Here is a 15,044-nt window from a genome sequence, read left to right on the forward strand (position 1 = left end):
GCTCAGTGATCCTCGGGCTGACGGGCTTGCCGCGCCTGTTGCGCGGCCCGCTCCAGGTTGGTTTCCAGCTGGCGCTTGCCGGCCTGGTATTGCTTGGGCCATGCCAGGTCGCGATGGCCCAGCCGCGCTGCCTCGTGGATGGTCCAGGCGGGGTCCGCCAGGTGCGGGCGGGCAATCGCGCACAGGTCGGCACGGCCGGCGGCGATGATGCTGTCGACGTGGTCGGCTTCGAAGATCGCGCCGACAGCGATGGTGGCAATGCCGGCCTCGTTGCGGATGCGGTCGGCAAACGGCGTCTGGTACATGCGCCCGTACACCGGTGCCTGGTCAGGACTCACCTGCCCCGAAGAACAGTCGATCATATCGGCGCCCGCAGTCTTGAAGGCACGTGCGATCTCGATCGCATCGTCCGGCGTGATGCCGCCTTCGACCCAGTCGTGCGCCGAAATCCGCACCGACATCGGGCGCTCGTGGGGCCACACAGCCCGTACCGCCGCAAAGACTTCGAGCGGGTAGCGCAGCCGCGCGGCCAGCGAGCCGCCGTATTCGTCGCTGCGCTGGTTGGTCAGCGGCGAAATAAAGCTGGAGAGCAGGTAGCCGTGGGCGCAGTGCAGCTCGAGCCAGTCGAAACCCGCCTGCGCGGCACGCCGCGCGGCGGCCACGAAATCGTCCCGCACCTGATCCATGTCCGCGCGGCTCATCTCGCGCGGCACTTGCGACACGCCCGGCATATAGGGCAGCGGCGAGGCCGACATCACCGGCCAGTTGCCGCTGGCAAGCGGGTAGTCCATCGCTTCCCAGCCGAGCTGGGTCGAACCCTTGCGCCCGGCGTGGCCAATCTGCATGGCGATGCGCGCATCGCTGTTGGCGTGCACGAAATCGACGATGCGGCGCCAGGCGTCGCGCTGCGCGTCGTTCCACAAACCCGGGCATCCCGGGGTGATGCGCGCATCCGGAGAAGTACAGGTCATCTCCGCCACCACCATGCCGGCGCCACCGAGCGCGCGCGCGCCCAGGTGGGTCAGGTGGAAGTCGCCGGGCACGCCGTCCTCGCAGGAATACATGGCCATGGGCGACACCACCACGCGGTTCTTCAGCGTGACGCCGCGTACACGGAACGGCGTGAACATCGGCGGCACCGCGCGCGCATCGGCGGGTTGGCCGGCATTGGCAACGTTGGCCGCCGCCTGTGCCGCGAGCCAGCGCTCGAAGCCCTCGACGTAGCCGGAATCCCGCACGCGCAGGTTCTCGTGCGAGATGCGCTGCGAGCGCGTCAGCAGGGAATAGGCGAACTGCTCCGGCGCCATGCCCGCATAGCGCTCGACGTTCTCGAACCATTCGGTGGAGTTGCGCGCGGCATTCTGGATCTTGAGGACCTCGACGCTGCGGGTGGCCTGGTAACGCTCCAGCGCCTGCGGCAGCACGTCGGCGCCGCCCGGCCCGGCATCGCGGATATTGTTGGCGAGGTCGATCGCATCTTCCAGCGCCAGCTTGGTGCCGGAGCCGATCGAGAAATGCGCGGTATGCGCGGCGTCGCCCATCAGCACCACCGGCACGCGGCGGCCGTCGGCCAGCGTGTTCCAGTGCACCCAGGTGCCGCAGATCACACGCGGAAAGCGGATCCAGTTGGCCGAGCCGCGCAGGTGAGTGGCGTTGCTGATCAGGGCGTTACCGTCCAGGTAGCGGGCAAACAGGCGCTCGCAGAAGGCCACGCCCTCCTCCTGGCTCATCTGCTCGATGCCGGCGGCGCGCCAGACCGGCTCGGGCGCCTCGACGATAAAGGTGGAGGTGTTGTCGTCGAAACGGTAGGCATGGGCCTGGAACCAGCCATGCTCGGTTTTTTCGAAGGCGAAGGTAAAGGCGTCGAACAGCTTGCGCGTGCCAAGCCAGACAAAGCGGCACAGACGGGTATCGATATCGGGCTGGAAGGTCTCGGCGTAGCGGCCGCGCACGCGGCTGTTGATACCGTCGGCGGCGATCACGATGTCGGCCTGGTATTGCTGCGCCAGCGCCTGGTCATCCGTGACGTCGGTCTCGAAGACCAGATGCACGCCCAACTCCTCGCAACGTGCCTGCAGGATATTGAGCAGACGCTTGCGGCCGATGCCGATAAAGCCATGCCCGCCGGAACGCATGGTGCGCCCGCCGATATGGATGTCGATATCGTCCCAGTGGTTGAATGCCTCGTTGATCTGCTGCGCGCTGACCGGATCGGCCTGCTTGAGGTTGTCCATGGTGGCGTCGGAGAACACCACGCCCCAGCCGAACGTGTCGTAGGGCCGGTTGCGCTCCACTACGTAGACCTCGTTGGAGGGATCCCGCAGCTTCATCAGCAAACCGAAGTACAGGCCCGAGGGGCCTCCGCCGATACACAGCACTCGCATCTTGTCGTCTCCTGCGCGCCGGCCCGGATCCGGCTGGCCCGGCCCCTCGCGGCACATGCGATGCGCGGGAGCGCATCTAGATCATACTTAAATATTTGATGCTTAAAATATTAGTCCGCATCGGACCGTCGTGCAAGCACAATCTCTGACGCGGTGCAGCGCGTGCCCCGGGAGGCCAGCTCAGCCAACCCGGCAGCGGCGGATACGCCGCGTTTCAAGCCCTAAACATGCCTCTGCCGCCGCTCGCCCTCCGGCGCGCGGCGGCCTGGACAGCCGTCAGCCTTGCATCGCCGCCTGGAGTTGCGCCAGCGCGGTGGGATCTTCGATCGTGGTGAGATCGCCGGGGTTGCGGCCTTCCGCCACCGCCTGCATGGCGCGGCGCAGCAGCTTGCCGGAGCGGGTCTTGGGCAGCGCATTGACGAAGAACACGCGCGCCGGGCGCGCCACCGCGCCCAGTTGCCGGTCCACGGTCTTCATCACGTCGCCTTCCAGCGCCAGCCGGTCGGCCTGGGTTTCGATGCGGCCCGCGTCGCGCGCGATCACGAACGCCATCGCCACCTGCCCCTTCAGCGCATCGTGCACGCCCACCACCGCCACCTCGGCCACCGCCGGATGCGACGAGATGCTCTCCTCGATCTCGCGCGTGCCCAGCCTGTGGCCCGCCACATTGATCACGTCGTCGGTGCGGCCCAGGATAAAGATATAGCCGTCCTCGTCCTGCACACCCCAGTCGAATGTCGAATAGCAGCGGCGGCCCGGCACGCCGGACCAATAGGTCTTGACGAAGCGTTCATCGTCGCCCCACACCGTGGTCATGCACCCCGGCGGCAACGGCCCGTCGATGGCGACCACGCCTTTCTGCCCCGGCGCGCATTCGGCGCCGGTGGCTTCATCGACGATCTTCAGGTCGTAGCCATAGACCGGCACGCCGGGCGACCCCAGCTTGGCCGGCAACGGATCGATACCGCGCTGGATGGCAATGATCGGCCAGCCCGTCTCGGTCTGCCAGTAGTTGTCCACCACCGGCTTGCCAATGCCCTGCTGGATCCAGCTGGCGGTGGGTTCGTCGAGCGGCTCGCCGGCCAGGAACAGCAGGCGCAGGCTGGAGAGGTCGTAGCGCGTGAGCCAGGCCGGGTCCTGCTTCTTCAGCACGCGAATGGCGGTGGGCGCGCTGAACATGATGTTCACGCGGTACTGCTCCACCAGTTGCCACAGGATGCCGCCGTCCGGGCGCACCGGCGTGCCTTCGTACATCAGCGTGGCCATGCCGGCCAGCAGCGGCCCGTACACGATGTAGCTGTGCCCCACCACCCAGCCGATATCGGAGCTGGAGAACATGGTGTCGCCAGCCTTGCCGCAGAAGATGTAATCCATCGAGGTAGCCAGCGCGACCGCGTAGCCGCCGGTGTCGCGCTGTACGCCTTTTGGTTTTCCGGTGGTGCCCGAGGTGTAGAGCACGTAGGATGGCTCGCTCGATTCGAGCCAGACGCACGGCACGCGCGCCGCGCCCACGCGCTCGCGCCAGGCTGCGTAGTCTTCGTCGCGGCCGGGCGTGAGCGCCATCTGCGCGAGCTGGCGATCCACCAGCAGCACGCGTTCGGGCTTGTGCGCGGCCAGCGTCACCGCCTCGTCGAGCAGCGGCTTGTAGGGCACCACCTTGCCCGCGCGCGAGCCGGCGTCCGCGCTGACGATCACACGCGGCTGCGCGTCGTCGATGCGCGCGGCCAGGCTGACCGAGGCGAAGCCGCCGAACACCACCGAGTGAATGGCGCCGATCCGCGTGCACGCCAGCATGGCAAAGGCGGCCTCGGGAATCATCGGCATATAGATCAGCACGCGGTCGCCCTTGGCCACGCCCATCTGCTGCAGGATCGCGGCCATGCGGTTGACCTCGTCATGCAGTTCGGCGTAGCTGTAAGTGCGATGCTGGCCGGTTTCGGTCGACACGTAGATCAGCGCGGGCTGGTCCGCGCGCGCCGCCAGGTGACGGTCGACGGCGTTGTGGCAGAGATTGGTGCGCCCGCCAACGAACCACCGGGTAAATGGCGGACGGCTATCGTCCAGCACGGTCTCGAACGGGGTTTCCCAGTCGATGCGGCGAGCCTGTTCGGCCCAGAAACCTTCGGGATCGCTCACTGAGCGTGCGTGCAGGGCACGGGTAGCCGTCATGGCTTGTCTCCTCCGCTTGAATGCGGGTTGTCTATATGCAGATTGTCTTGGCCGGGCGAACCGCCTGATGCTGTCTGCTGTCGCCCGTTAGTTTGCCACCATTCCAGGCGCATGGCGGCTGGCTTGCCGCAGCCAAGCCAGCCCACCGGTACCTGCAGTCTGGGTACGCCGGCTTACGCAACGCTTACCGCTGACGCACCGCACCAAGCAAAAGGGCGTGCCATTGGCACGCCCTTGATCTGGCTCAAACTTGCTGGCTCGAACCCGTTGGCCCGAGCCCGGTCAGCGCGCGTGCGCCTTGGTCTTGGCAGGCGCCGCGGCAGCCTTGCCGGCTGGCTTCGCGGACGGTTTGGCGCCGGCCTTGGCTGCCGGGACCGCCGGAGCGGCTTTGGCCGTCCTGCCGGCGCCGGCAGCAGCCTTGCGCGGGGCCGCCTCCACCGTCACACGCTGACGGCCCGCCGCGTGGCCCTTGGCGGTTGCCTGCACCGGCTCGCCGCGAACCGGCGCCAGGGCGGACGCAGTGGGCGGCGTGTCGGTGGCACTGGCGAAACGGGCCGCCGAACGCGCGGGCACCATCAACACCAGGCTCTGCCCCACCACCAGCTTGGTGCCGGAAAGCTTGTTCCAGGATTGCACCTGCCCGGCCGACACGCCGTAGCGATGCGCCAGCGAAACCACCGTGTCGCGCCGCCCCGCGCGCACCACCACGCGGCGCGCGTCCGGCACATCCGGCTCGACAGCCATCATGGCGCTTTCCGCCAGCGTGGCGCTGATATCCTGGCCGTGGCTCTCCGAGCGCGGCACCACCACGGTGGAGCCGGCCTTCAGCCGCATGCCCTTGGGAATGCGGTTGATCTCGCGAATGGTGTCCGCGTCGATATTCAGCCGCGCCGCGAGCGCCTCGATGCGCTCGCGGTTGTCCACCGTCACCGCCGTCCAGCTCGACAGGCCGCCCCGGTAGGTATTGAGGTTGTACTGGAAGCGCTCGGCGTTATCGAACGGCAGCAGGATCTGCGGATTCGCCGCGCCGAGGATCACCGGCCGGTTGAAGGACGGGTTCAGCGCCTTGAACTCGTCGAGCGGCATATTGGCGAGCTTGGCCGCCAGCGAGACGTCGATATCGCGCGATGTGGTCACCGTGACGAAGTACGGGTGGTCGGGAATATCGGGCAGCTTCACCCCGTACATCTGGGGGTTGGCAATGATGTTCTTGACCGCCTGCAGCTTGGGCACGTAGTAGCGCGTTTCGTTGGGCATGCTCAGGCTGGCGTAGTCCGTCGGCAGCCCGCGCGCCTGATTGCGCGCGATGGCCCTGGAAACCGCGCCCTCGCCCCAGTTATACGCCGCCAGCGCCAGTTGCCAGTCGCCGAACATGTCGTACAGCCGCTGCAGGTAATCCAGCGCCGCGTCGGTCGACGCCAGCACATCGCGCCGCTCGTCGCGGAACATGTTCTGCTTCAGGTTGTAGCTCTTGCCGGTGCTCGGAATGAACTGCCACATGCCGGCCGCCTTGGCGGTGGACTCGGCCTGCGGGTTGAAGGCGCTTTCCACGAAGGGCAACAACGCCAGCTCCGTGGGCATCTTGCGGCGTTCCAGTTCCTCGACGATGTGATAGAGGTAGCGGCTCGAGCGCGCGACCATCCGTTCCATGTATTCCGGCCGCTGCGCGTACCACTGCGTGCGATCGTCAACCAGCGTGCCTTCCAGGTCCGGCATGCCGAATCCGCGGCGGATACGGTCCCAGATGTCGCTTGACGGGCCGCGCAGCCAGTCGAGGCTGTCGCGGTCCAGGTTGATCACGGCCGCGCTGTTGATCGAATTGAGCGGATCGGGCTTCGAATACGCAGGTTTGGAAGCGGAGGCGGTCGTGCTGACGCCATCGGCGGCGCCGGGCGGAGTTGGCGTGCCGGCACACGCTGCGAGCAGCGCGGCACACGCAACCACCGCCAGTAATCGACCAATTTTCATTAAGTTCTCAAATCGTGACGCTAAAAATTTGCCTGATGCTAAGAAAAAGCGGCTTTCGCGTCAATGAAATTTTCCCTGCGGCGGCGCCAGGGCAGCGCCGCCAGGAACATAACGGGTACACGGAAATCGCCCTCCCGGCTTGCGGGGTCAACGGCTGGCGGGTCCGCCACGCCGGCATATGGCAATAAGGAATCAGCGGAAATTGTCTTTCCAGCCACGCAGCGCGCCGAAGGCCGCCGCGTCGTTGGCTGCCGGGCCACCCGCACGGGCGGCCACCGCCAGGCGTACCGAAGGTTCGCGCGAACGCAGGAAGGGATTGACCTCCCGCTCCTGCGCAACCGTGGTCGGTACGGTCGGCGTGCCCGCGGCACGCAATGCATCCACACGCGCCTCCCAGGCTGCCAGCGCGGCATTGTCCGGCTCCACCGCCCGCGCAAAGCGCACATTGCTACGCGTGTACTCGTGGGCGCAAAACACGCGGGTGGCGCCGGGCAGCGCCGCCAGCTTGTCCAGCGAGGCCAGCATCTGCGCCGGCGAACCCTCGAACAGCCGCCCGCATCCGCTGGCGAACAGCGTATCGCCGCAGAACACGGCCGGACCGGCGCCGGGCAGATCCGCCACGTAGGCAACGTGACCGGCGGTGTGACCCGGTACGTCGAGCACCTTGAGTTGCAGCGCGGGATGGGCCACCTCCACGGTGTCGCCTTCGCGCACGGCCACGGTACGCCCGCCGATGCGTTCGCCGGCCGGCCCGATCACGGGCAATGGCGTGCCATCCGGCGCCACCGGATGCGCCGCCAGCAGCTCGGCCACCCCGCCCTGGTGATCGCCATGGTGATGGGTGATTACAATAGCGCCCAGCACCAGCCCCGCGCGTGCCAGGAAAGCCTCGACCGGCGCGGCTTCGCCCGGGTCCACCACGGCGGCGCAGTGACCGTCGTGGATAGCCCAGATATAGTTATCCTGGAATGCGGGAATCGGCTCCACCTTCAACATGCGTGCTCCTATGTCCAAGCGTCCGATTATAAATTGGGAAGACTGGCTTGCCTCGCCTCCCGGGCAATACATGCTCCAGTGGGAGCAGGGTCAGTACGACCGGACCGTCGTGGATATCTTCGGCTACCACGCGGTGCAGCTTGGCCTGCCGCACATTGACACGCTGCGCGAAAACCGCATGCCGTTCTCCGCACTGGCGCTGGCTCCCGGCAGCGGCCCCCATGGCCCACGCGCCCAGGCCGACGCCCGCCAGCTGCTGTGCCGCTTCGACGAATTGCCGTTCGAAACGCAAAGTATCGATCTGATCACCCTGCCCCATATCCTGGAGTTTTCGGAAGATCCCCACGAGGTGCTGCGCGAAGTATCGCGCGTGCTGATGCCCGAAGGCCGCGTCGTGGTGACCTGCTTCAACCCCATGAGCCTGTGGGGCGCGCGCCAGGGCCTCAAGCGGCTGGGCGCCGATCCTTTCCTGCCCAACGACAGCCAGTCGATCGGTTTCGTGCGGATCAAGGACTGGCTCAAACTGCTGGGTTTCGATATCATCCGCGGCCGGTTTGGCTGCTATTGCCCGCCCTACCACACAGAGCGCTGGCTGCAGCGCACCGCCTTCATGGAAAAGGCCGGCGACCGCTGGTGGCCGATCTTCGGCTCAGTCTATATGATTTCGGCGGTCAAGCGCGTGCGCAATATCCGCCTGGTCGGCCCCGCCTGGAAGAGTCCCAAGACGGCACTGTCACCCGTCGCCGCGCCGGTGGCCTCGCCCACGGGCACCCACGGCAAGGCGCCCGGCGACGAGCATTGAGCGCCACCGGCGCACACCCAATCACCCCGGTCGGCACCGCGCGCCATTGCCGTGCCAACCTTAGCGACAACGCAATGCAACCCAACGAAATCGAAGACGTCATCATCTACTCTGACGGCGCCTGCAAAGGCAACCCTGGCCGCGGCGGCTGGGGCGCTGTGCTGGTCTCCGGCAGCAACGAAAAAGAACTGTTCGGCGGCGAGCCCCTGACCACCAACAACCGCATGGAAATGACCGCCGTGATCGAAGCCCTGCGCGCGCTCAAGCGGCCGTGCCGGATCAAGGTCTACACCGACTCCCAGTACGTGCAGAAAGGCATCGGCGAATGGTTGCCGGGCTGGAAGGCACGCGGCTGGAAGACCGCCGACAAGAAACCGGTGAAAAACGCCGACCTCTGGCAGGAAATGGACAAGCTCGCGCAGCAGCACGATATCTCCTGGCACTGGGTGCGCGGCCACAACGGCCATCCGGGCAACGAACGCGCCGACGCCCTCGCCAACCGCGGCGTGGAGTCGCTCAAGGGTTAAGGACAGGCCCCGACGGCCGCCTGCCCCGCCCCTCCGGTTAGAATGCCCGCCATGCGACAGATCGTTCTCGACACCGAAACCACCGGCCTTAGCGCCGCCACCGGCGACCGCCTGATTGAAATCGGCTGCGTGGAGCTGCTCAACCGCCGCCTCACGGGCAGGCACCTGCACTTCTACGTCAACCCGGAACGCGATATCGACGAAGGCGCGATCGCGGTGCACGGCATCACCGTCGAATTCCTGGCCGACAAGCCCAAGTTCGCGGAAGTGGTACACGAGATCCGGGATTTCATCCAGGACGCCGAACTGATCATTCACAACGCGCCCTTCGACCTTGGCTTCCTCGACATGGAATTCAAGCTGGTCGGGCTGCCCCCGTTCCGCGAGCACGCGGGCAATGTGATCGACACCCTGCGCGAAGCGCGCCAGATGTTCCCCGGCAAGCGCAATTCGCTCGATGCGCTGTGCGACCGCCTCGGCATCAGCAATTCGCACCGCACCCTGCACGGCGCACTGCTCGATGCGGAACTGCTGGCCGAGGTCTACCTCGCGATGACGCGCGGCCAGAACTCGCTGGTCATCGATATGCTTGACGGCGGCGGCTCGCAGAGCGACGCCGTGGCATCCACTGACCTCTCGCGCCTGGACCTGCCGGTGCTGATGGCCAGCGAGGAAGAGACCACCGCGCACCTGGCCGTGCTCAAGCAACTGGACAAGGCGAGCGGCGGCAAGGTGGTGTGGCAGGAAGATGCGCCCGCGGCTGAAGCCGCGTGAGCCTGCCAGGAAAGCCAGAAGCGATTTTTTGCAGAAATCTCCAGAAAGGGCTTTACAAGATACAAGCGTGCTGACATAATCTTGTTTCTCTGCAGCACAGCAACAACGCAGCAGCAGGGGTGGTTAGCTCAGCGGTAGAGCACTGCCTTCACACGGCAGGGGTCACAGGTTCAATCCCTGTACCACCCACCAAAATTCGGTGAGGAATGAAGGACTTGCGGCGACAGCCCAAGTCCTTTTTTCTTTGGGTGAAAAAATTTCCGCCGAAGCCATCGCGACACCTTGCATTGAAGATGCCGTCGAACCCAGGTGGGCGCCCGATTCTGCGACTCCCCCGATTCCGTCCATTGCCCAAGCGGCGGCGGCCACTGCGGGAAGGCGCCGGGACCATGGCCATCCGGATTCCTCCACCGTCATTCCTTGGTACCATCCAGCCCCAGACTCGTACACAAGCCAAGATGCGCCGCGCTTCCTGCAATGAAATCCTTGGAGATCATGCCGTGCAATACAAGAAGGTGCTGGCAGCGGTAGCCTGCCTGATATCGGCGGCATGCACTACGACCACGCCCGCGCCATCTGCTGGCCGACAGATGTCGACGTATGACATGGACACCGAATACACGGTTGAATACGTTCCAGACGGCTTCACCCTGATAGTCAACTATCGCTATTCGCAGTTCATCGTGCGATCCAGCTCGGCCGATGCGGCGTGCAAGGCAGCGCTTGCCAGCGTAGCCAACAGCCTGGCCGAGCGCCGGCAACGGCCGATCGAGCCGGTCAACGAACAGCTAGTCAAGGTCACTACCACCAGGAGCTGGTCCGGCAAGGTGGCCGCCTGCTCCGCCTCCGCGCCGATAGCCTGGAAACGCTGACGCAGGGCTAATGGCTCACTAGAGAGGCCCTCGGTCCAGAGGGATGGCGACGGGAGGGCCTCCTGTGGAAGATATCCAGCACGGCAACAACGCGCGCCGCCGCCTCAGCCACCGCCCTTCGCGGTATCGGACGTGGCCGGAAAGACGGTCAATCCTTGCGAGGCATCCAGTTTCCGGTGGAACTCCGCGCAGGCCTGATCTTCCTGGATTGGCAGTTGCTCAAACAAGCCCTTCCACAGGAATATGGAGAAGTAAATCTTCAGGTGCTCAGGATAGTCGGGCGCCTCTGGGGCCATTGCAACGCTGAGCGTAAACAAGCCTTCCAATCTGATGCTCCCCCAAGTGCCGGGAGCGCTCGCGGTGCAAGGACCTATCCCAAAGAGGAACTGCGTCGGGACGGACTGCTCAGGACAAGCCAGCACCAGGTCCGAGGGGCCCAAGGCCTCATCATGCTCATCAAGCCGCCCTGCCGACGGGACACGATAGACCGCGAAGAGATTCAGGCCGGTGATACGGCTCAAGGGCTCCATGAAGACGCTTTCGCCGGGCCGGTGGTCCAGGTGGACTTGCCCGGTGGCGTGATACGACAACTTCCTGGTTTTCGGCTGCCCGATCCGGTCAGAATCGGCGCCCGCGCCTTCCTGAACGGTGCCGGCACGGACGAAGCGGATATTCAGCGAGCCCTCATCTTCGATTGCGTATCGCGCAAGCCGGCGGTAACCGCCTTCGCTCCCCACTAGAATCCAACCGCCAACCTTCTCAGCCATTTCGCTTCCCGGGGTTCCCTGATCGTCCTGCCTGGCCGCGCCCGTCCACCAGCGGGACAGGATGGGCCTGCAGGAATTCGCGCCGCTCGCCCGGCACCTTAGAAATTCGCCACCACGCCACCCATCGGCGGCCGATAGTCCAGCAACCGCGACAACTCCGCCGCGGCCCCCCTCACCTGCTCCACCATGGTATCCAGCCGCTCCGGATCGATCCGCGAAGCCGGGATGGTAGCCCCAAGCGCCGCCACCACCTTGCCGCTGCGGTCGCGCACCGGTGCGGCAATGGTCGAGATGCTGGTTTCGAAAAAACCCTCCTGCAGCACATAGCCGCGCTGGCGGTCGCGCTGAACCATGTCGAACAGGGCCTCCACGGTCTTGGGTGTGCTGTCCGAGAAGACTTCCAGTTGCGGCTCGGGATAGAGTTCGCGCAACGCCTCCAATGTCAGGTCTTCAAGCAGCACGCGGCCGAGCACGGTCGCGTGCGCCGGCAGGCGGGTGCCGACATTGACCGAACTGGCGAACGGCGTGGGCGCCACGGACTTGGCCACATAGACAATGGAGCGGCCGTCGCGCACCACGAGGTTGCAGGGGTAATTGATTTCGTCGCGCAGCCGGTCCAGCAGCGGGCGGCCCAGCTCGGTCAGCTCCAGCGAAGCGAGATAATCGAAGCCGAGGCGCAGCACCGCCATGCCGAGCCGGAACTCGCGGCCGCCGTCGGTGCGCTCGACAAAGCCCATCATCTCCAGCGTGGTCAGCAGGCGGAACACCGTGGAGCGCGGGACCTGGAGCCTGCGAGCCAGTTCGGCCGCGGACAAGGTCTTCTCGTTGCGGCTGAACTCGCCCAGCAAGCGCAGGCCGCGTTCAAGTCCCGGCACGATGTACTTGTCCTGGAGATCGGTTGGCTCGACAGCGTCTGTCATGGTGATATCTCTGCGAATGAAGTGCTTTGGCGTTGCTATATGGTACCGGCTTTGGGCCGGGCCCCGCCCGATGCGGGCCCCGCGCCCCGACCCCGGCGCGCCATCCCGCGACTGACCGATATAACACGCCCGGCGTCGATCCTCCAGCACTTCAATCACCAGACCGGTGCGCGGACCCTAGCCCTTCAGGTATTCCCGCAGCCAGGCCGCGCATTCGCTGGCGTGCCGAGCGCCCGCGGCCTCGCACCGCTCGCTTCAGGCCTCGAGTTGCTCGAGGACCTTGCCCTTGGTTTCGATGCCAAGGAAGTGAATCGTCAGCGCGGCCAGGAACGGCACCAGCGCGAGCGCATAGAACGCGCTGCTGAGGTTGCCCGTGCCGATCGTATTGGCGACCAGCGTCGGCGCGAAGATCGCCGCCAGTTTCAGCCAGGCGCCCCCGAAACCGCAGCCCATCGCGCGAATGCTGGTGGGATACAGTTCCGGCGTGTACACGTAGGCCGTGATAAAGCCGCTGGCCAGGAAGCCAAGGGCCAGCGCGCACAGGCCTGCCACCACATACACCGACTCCGCATGGAACACGCCGGCCAGCGCAAGCGACAACGCGCACAGGACAAACGAGACGTTGATCACCGGCTTGCGGCCCACCTTGTCGACGATCATCGCGCAGACCAGCGAGCCCACCACGCCCAGCACTGATGCGCCGGCGGCGAGATTCAGCGCCAGTTGCAGCGGCGCGTGATACACGGTCTTGTAGATCGTCGGCAGCCAGGTCGATAACCCATACTGGATAAAGCCACAGGTGGCCCACAGCATCCACACCGCCAGCGTGCGCCCGATATAGGCCTTGCCCAGCAGGTCCTTCACGCTGCGGCGCGGGTGCTTGTGGGTCATCGCATCGTAGGCGGACACATCGCCCAGCGGCGCCAGCGGCCCCTTGGCGCGCGCCTCGAAGGCCTGCAGCGCGCGGTCGGCTTCCTCCAACCGGCCCTTCTCCGCCAGCCAGCGCGGCGACTCCGGAATGGCCCGGCGCAGGATGAAGAAGAGAATGACAGGGGCGCCGCCGATGAAGTACATGACGGTCCAGCCGAACTTCGGCACCAGCCACGCGCCTACGGCATTGGAGATCAGCAGGCCGATCGGGAACACCACCTCGTACAGCAGCACGAAGCGCCCGCGCCCGTGCGCGCGCGTGACCTCGTTGATATAGGTGGCGGCCACCGGCAATTCGCCGCCAAGCCCAAGGCCCTGCACGATGCGCAGCAAGGCGAAGATTTCGAATGATGGCGCGAAGCCGCAGGCAATGCTCATCAGCCCGATGATGCCGGCGCTCCAGCCAATCGAATGCAGCCGGCCAAAGCGCTCGGCGAGATAGGGGAACAGCAGCGCGCCAATCAGTTGCCCCACCGACGGCGCCGCGATCAGGAAGCCGACCTGGGCCGGCGTGAGCGACCACATCGAGATCAGCAGCGGCAGCGTGGCCGCAATCGCGATCACATCAAAGCCGTCGAAGAACGTGGCCAGGCCGATCAGCAACCGGGCCCGGACATGCATGCCGTTGCTGGGCAGCCGCTCGATACGCGCGATGATCTCGCCGCGCGTGGCCGTGGCCGGCGCGCCGGCCGCGCGATTCGCGCCGCCGTCTGCCGCGATGTTGCTGGATGGGGTCGCCACGCCCTCGGCGTTCGCATCGGCGAACGGGGCCTCTTGTCTCTGGATCAACACGGTGTTTCTCTTCAAAAGTATCCGAGGCACGCAGCCGCCTCGCGCTGGCGCATCGCGGGATTTACCCCGCGCTGGCCACCACCGCCGCCGCCGCATCCGATGCGGCGCGCGGTAGCGCTTGGAGGTCGCTCAGAGGTCCAGCACCAGGCGCTTGCCCTTGCAACCCGACACGCACACCATCATGGTCTGGTTCGATTCGCGTTCGCTCTTGCTGAGCACGCCGTCGCGGTGTTCTGGAATGCCTTCCAGCACGCGCGTTTCACACGAGCCGCACACGCCTTCCTTGCAGCTGTGCTCGACGGCGATGCCCGCTTCGAGCAAGGCATCCAGCAAGGACTTGCCTGCCGGCACTTTCAGCTCGCTGCCCGTGCTTGCCAGCGCCACGGTGTACTCGCCTTCCTGCACGGCCGCCACCGACGGGTCTGCCGCAAAGCGTTCGATATGCACTTCGGCATAGCCGTGTCCGGCGCAGGCGGCTTCGAAGGCATTCAGCATCGGGCCGGGGCCGCAGCAGTAGAAGTGCGTGCTGGCCGCTTGCCCCGCCAGCAGCGCGGACAGGTCCGGCGGGCTGCCCGCCTCGTCGTCGAAGTGCATGCGCACCGCGTCGCCATAGGCGGCCAGCTCGTCCGCGAAAGCCGCTTCCGCGCGAGACCGCGCGCAGTAGAGCAGTGTGAAGGAGCGCCCCAGTTCATGCAGCCGCCGCGCCATGCAGACGATGGGCGTCACACCGATCCCGCCCGCCACCAGCACCGTGTGGGCCGCGCCCTCTTCCAGCGCGAAGTGGTTGCGGGGCACCGCCACGGCAAGCGTGCTGCCCACGCGCAGTTGCTCGTGCACATAGCGCGAGCCGCCGCGGCTGGCGCGGTCGAGCAACACCCCCACCACGTAGCGGTCGCGCACTTCCGGCGCGCCGCACAGCGAGTAGCTGCGCACCAGGCCATTGCCCAGATGCAGGTCGATATGCGCGCCGGGCGCGTACGCCGGCAACTCGCGCCCTTCCGGGTCGCGCAACTCCACGCTGACAATGCCGCGCGCTTCGAAGCGCATGGCCTGCACGCGCAGGGTAAGGGATTGGCTGGTACTCATGGCACTTCCTTGTGTTGCTTTGTATCGCTATGTGTCGCTTCGTATTGCTTCGTATCG

12 protein-coding genes and 1 tRNA gene are annotated in these 15,044 nt (G+C 66.0%); 5 read left to right on the forward strand and 8 right to left on the reverse strand.

The annotated features are described in order from the left end of the window. Nucleotides 1-2: 2 nt before the first annotated feature. From AC1DS6_RS27145 to gloB, 4 genes are all read right to left on the reverse strand, one after another. The gene (locus AC1DS6_RS27145) at nt 3-2,384 is read right to left on the reverse strand and encodes a bifunctional salicylyl-CoA 5-hydroxylase/oxidoreductase (RefSeq protein ID WP_441627478.1); all 2,382 of its coding nucleotides are present in this window, start codon (nt 2,382-2,384) and stop codon (nt 3-5) included. A 276-nt stretch (nt 2,385-2,660) separates the two neighbouring features. Beyond that, nucleotides 2,661-4,553: a propionate--CoA ligase gene (locus AC1DS6_RS27150; RefSeq protein WP_477103529.1), complete on the reverse strand. Its 1,893-nt coding sequence runs from the start codon at nt 4,551-4,553 to the stop codon at nt 2,661-2,663. 282 nt (nt 4,554-4,835) lie between these two features. After that, nucleotides 4,836-6,521, reverse strand: coding sequence for a transglycosylase SLT domain-containing protein (locus AC1DS6_RS27155; RefSeq protein WP_477103530.1), 1,686 nt, complete (start codon nt 6,519-6,521; stop codon nt 4,836-4,838). Between the two features lie 192 nt (nt 6,522-6,713). Beyond that, nucleotides 6,714-7,517: a hydroxyacylglutathione hydrolase gene (gene gloB / locus AC1DS6_RS27160; RefSeq protein WP_477103531.1), complete on the reverse strand. Its 804-nt coding sequence runs from the start codon at nt 7,515-7,517 to the stop codon at nt 6,714-6,716. A 10-nt stretch (nt 7,518-7,527) separates the two neighbouring features. Between gloB and AC1DS6_RS27165 the strand changes: the two genes are divergently transcribed. The 5 genes from AC1DS6_RS27165 to AC1DS6_RS27185 all read left to right on the forward strand — a co-directional run bounded on the left by AC1DS6_RS27165 (nt 7,528) and on the right by AC1DS6_RS27185 (nt 10,492). Next, nucleotides 7,528-8,319, forward strand: a complete 792-nt coding sequence (locus AC1DS6_RS27165; RefSeq protein ID WP_035860582.1) for a class I SAM-dependent methyltransferase — start codon at nt 7,528-7,530, stop codon at nt 8,317-8,319. A gap of 89 nt (nt 8,320-8,408) precedes the next feature. After that, complete coding sequence (rnhA, locus tag AC1DS6_RS27170; protein ID WP_441627540.1) at nt 8,409-8,846, forward strand: ribonuclease HI; 438 nt, start codon at nt 8,409-8,411, stop codon at nt 8,844-8,846. 51 nt (nt 8,847-8,897) lie between these two features. Then, the gene (gene dnaQ, locus AC1DS6_RS27175; protein ID WP_441627487.1) at nt 8,898-9,620 is read left to right on the forward strand and encodes a DNA polymerase III subunit epsilon; all 723 of its coding nucleotides are present in this window, start codon (nt 8,898-8,900) and stop codon (nt 9,618-9,620) included. A gap of 117 nt (nt 9,621-9,737) precedes the next feature. After that, nucleotides 9,738-9,812 (forward strand) — tRNA-Val (locus AC1DS6_RS27180). Between the two features lie 308 nt (nt 9,813-10,120). Then, nucleotides 10,121-10,492: a hypothetical protein gene (locus AC1DS6_RS27185; protein WP_441627489.1), complete on the forward strand. Its 372-nt coding sequence runs from the start codon at nt 10,121-10,123 to the stop codon at nt 10,490-10,492. Nucleotides 10,493-10,596: 104 nt separating this feature from the next. Here AC1DS6_RS27185 and AC1DS6_RS27190 read toward each other — a convergent pair whose 3' ends face one another. The 4 genes from AC1DS6_RS27190 to AC1DS6_RS27205 form a co-directional block, all read right to left on the reverse strand. Continuing rightward, nucleotides 10,597-11,259 (reverse strand): hypothetical protein, encoded by a 663-nt coding sequence (locus AC1DS6_RS27190; protein WP_441627491.1) that lies wholly within the window; start codon nt 11,257-11,259, stop codon nt 10,597-10,599. Nucleotides 11,260-11,357: 98 nt separating this feature from the next. Beyond that, the gene (locus tag AC1DS6_RS27195) at nt 11,358-12,179 is read right to left on the reverse strand and encodes an IclR family transcriptional regulator (RefSeq protein WP_441627493.1); all 822 of its coding nucleotides are present in this window, start codon (nt 12,177-12,179) and stop codon (nt 11,358-11,360) included. Nucleotides 12,180-12,434: 255 nt separating this feature from the next. Continuing rightward, nucleotides 12,435-13,730 (reverse strand): MFS transporter, encoded by a 1,296-nt coding sequence (locus AC1DS6_RS27200; RefSeq protein ID WP_441627542.1) that lies wholly within the window; start codon nt 13,728-13,730, stop codon nt 12,435-12,437. A 300-nt stretch (nt 13,731-14,030) separates the two neighbouring features. Continuing rightward, nucleotides 14,031-14,987 (reverse strand): PDR/VanB family oxidoreductase, encoded by a 957-nt coding sequence (locus AC1DS6_RS27205; protein ID WP_276287907.1) that lies wholly within the window; start codon nt 14,985-14,987, stop codon nt 14,031-14,033. Nucleotides 14,988-15,044 lie beyond the last annotated feature (57 nt).

It is taken from the genome of Cupriavidus sp. 05L310 (assembly GCF_056398185.1).

Excerpts from the sequence above, each read along its gene's own strand:
- AC1DS6_RS27205 (WP_276287907.1), bottom strand. The coding sequence starts at position 14,987 with ATGAGTACCAGCCAATCCCTTACCCTGCGCGTGCAGGCCATGCGCTTC.
- AC1DS6_RS27145 (WP_441627478.1), bottom strand. The coding sequence starts at position 2,384 with ATGCGAGTGCTGTGTATCGGCGGAGGCCCCTCGGGCCTGTACTTCGGT.
- AC1DS6_RS27190 (WP_441627491.1), bottom strand. The coding sequence starts at position 11,259 with ATGGCTGAGAAGGTTGGCGGTTGGATTCTAGTGGGGAGCGAAGGCGGT.
- AC1DS6_RS27200 (WP_441627542.1), bottom strand. The coding sequence starts at position 13,730 with ATGCATGTCCGGGCCCGGTTGCTGATCGGCCTGGCCACGTTCTTCGAC.
- AC1DS6_RS27165 (WP_035860582.1), top strand. The coding sequence starts at position 7,528 with ATGTCCAAGCGTCCGATTATAAATTGGGAAGACTGGCTTGCCTCGCCT.
- AC1DS6_RS27150 (WP_477103529.1), bottom strand. The coding sequence starts at position 4,553 with ATGACGGCTACCCGTGCCCTGCACGCACGCTCAGTGAGCGATCCCGAA.
- dnaQ (WP_441627487.1), top strand. The coding sequence starts at position 8,898 with ATGCGACAGATCGTTCTCGACACCGAAACCACCGGCCTTAGCGCCGCC.
- AC1DS6_RS27195 (WP_441627493.1), bottom strand. The coding sequence starts at position 12,179 with ATGACAGACGCTGTCGAGCCAACCGATCTCCAGGACAAGTACATCGTG.
- AC1DS6_RS27155 (WP_477103530.1), bottom strand. The coding sequence starts at position 6,521 with ATGAAAATTGGTCGATTACTGGCGGTGGTTGCGTGTGCCGCGCTGCTC.
- gloB (WP_477103531.1), bottom strand. The coding sequence starts at position 7,517 with ATGTTGAAGGTGGAGCCGATTCCCGCATTCCAGGATAACTATATCTGG.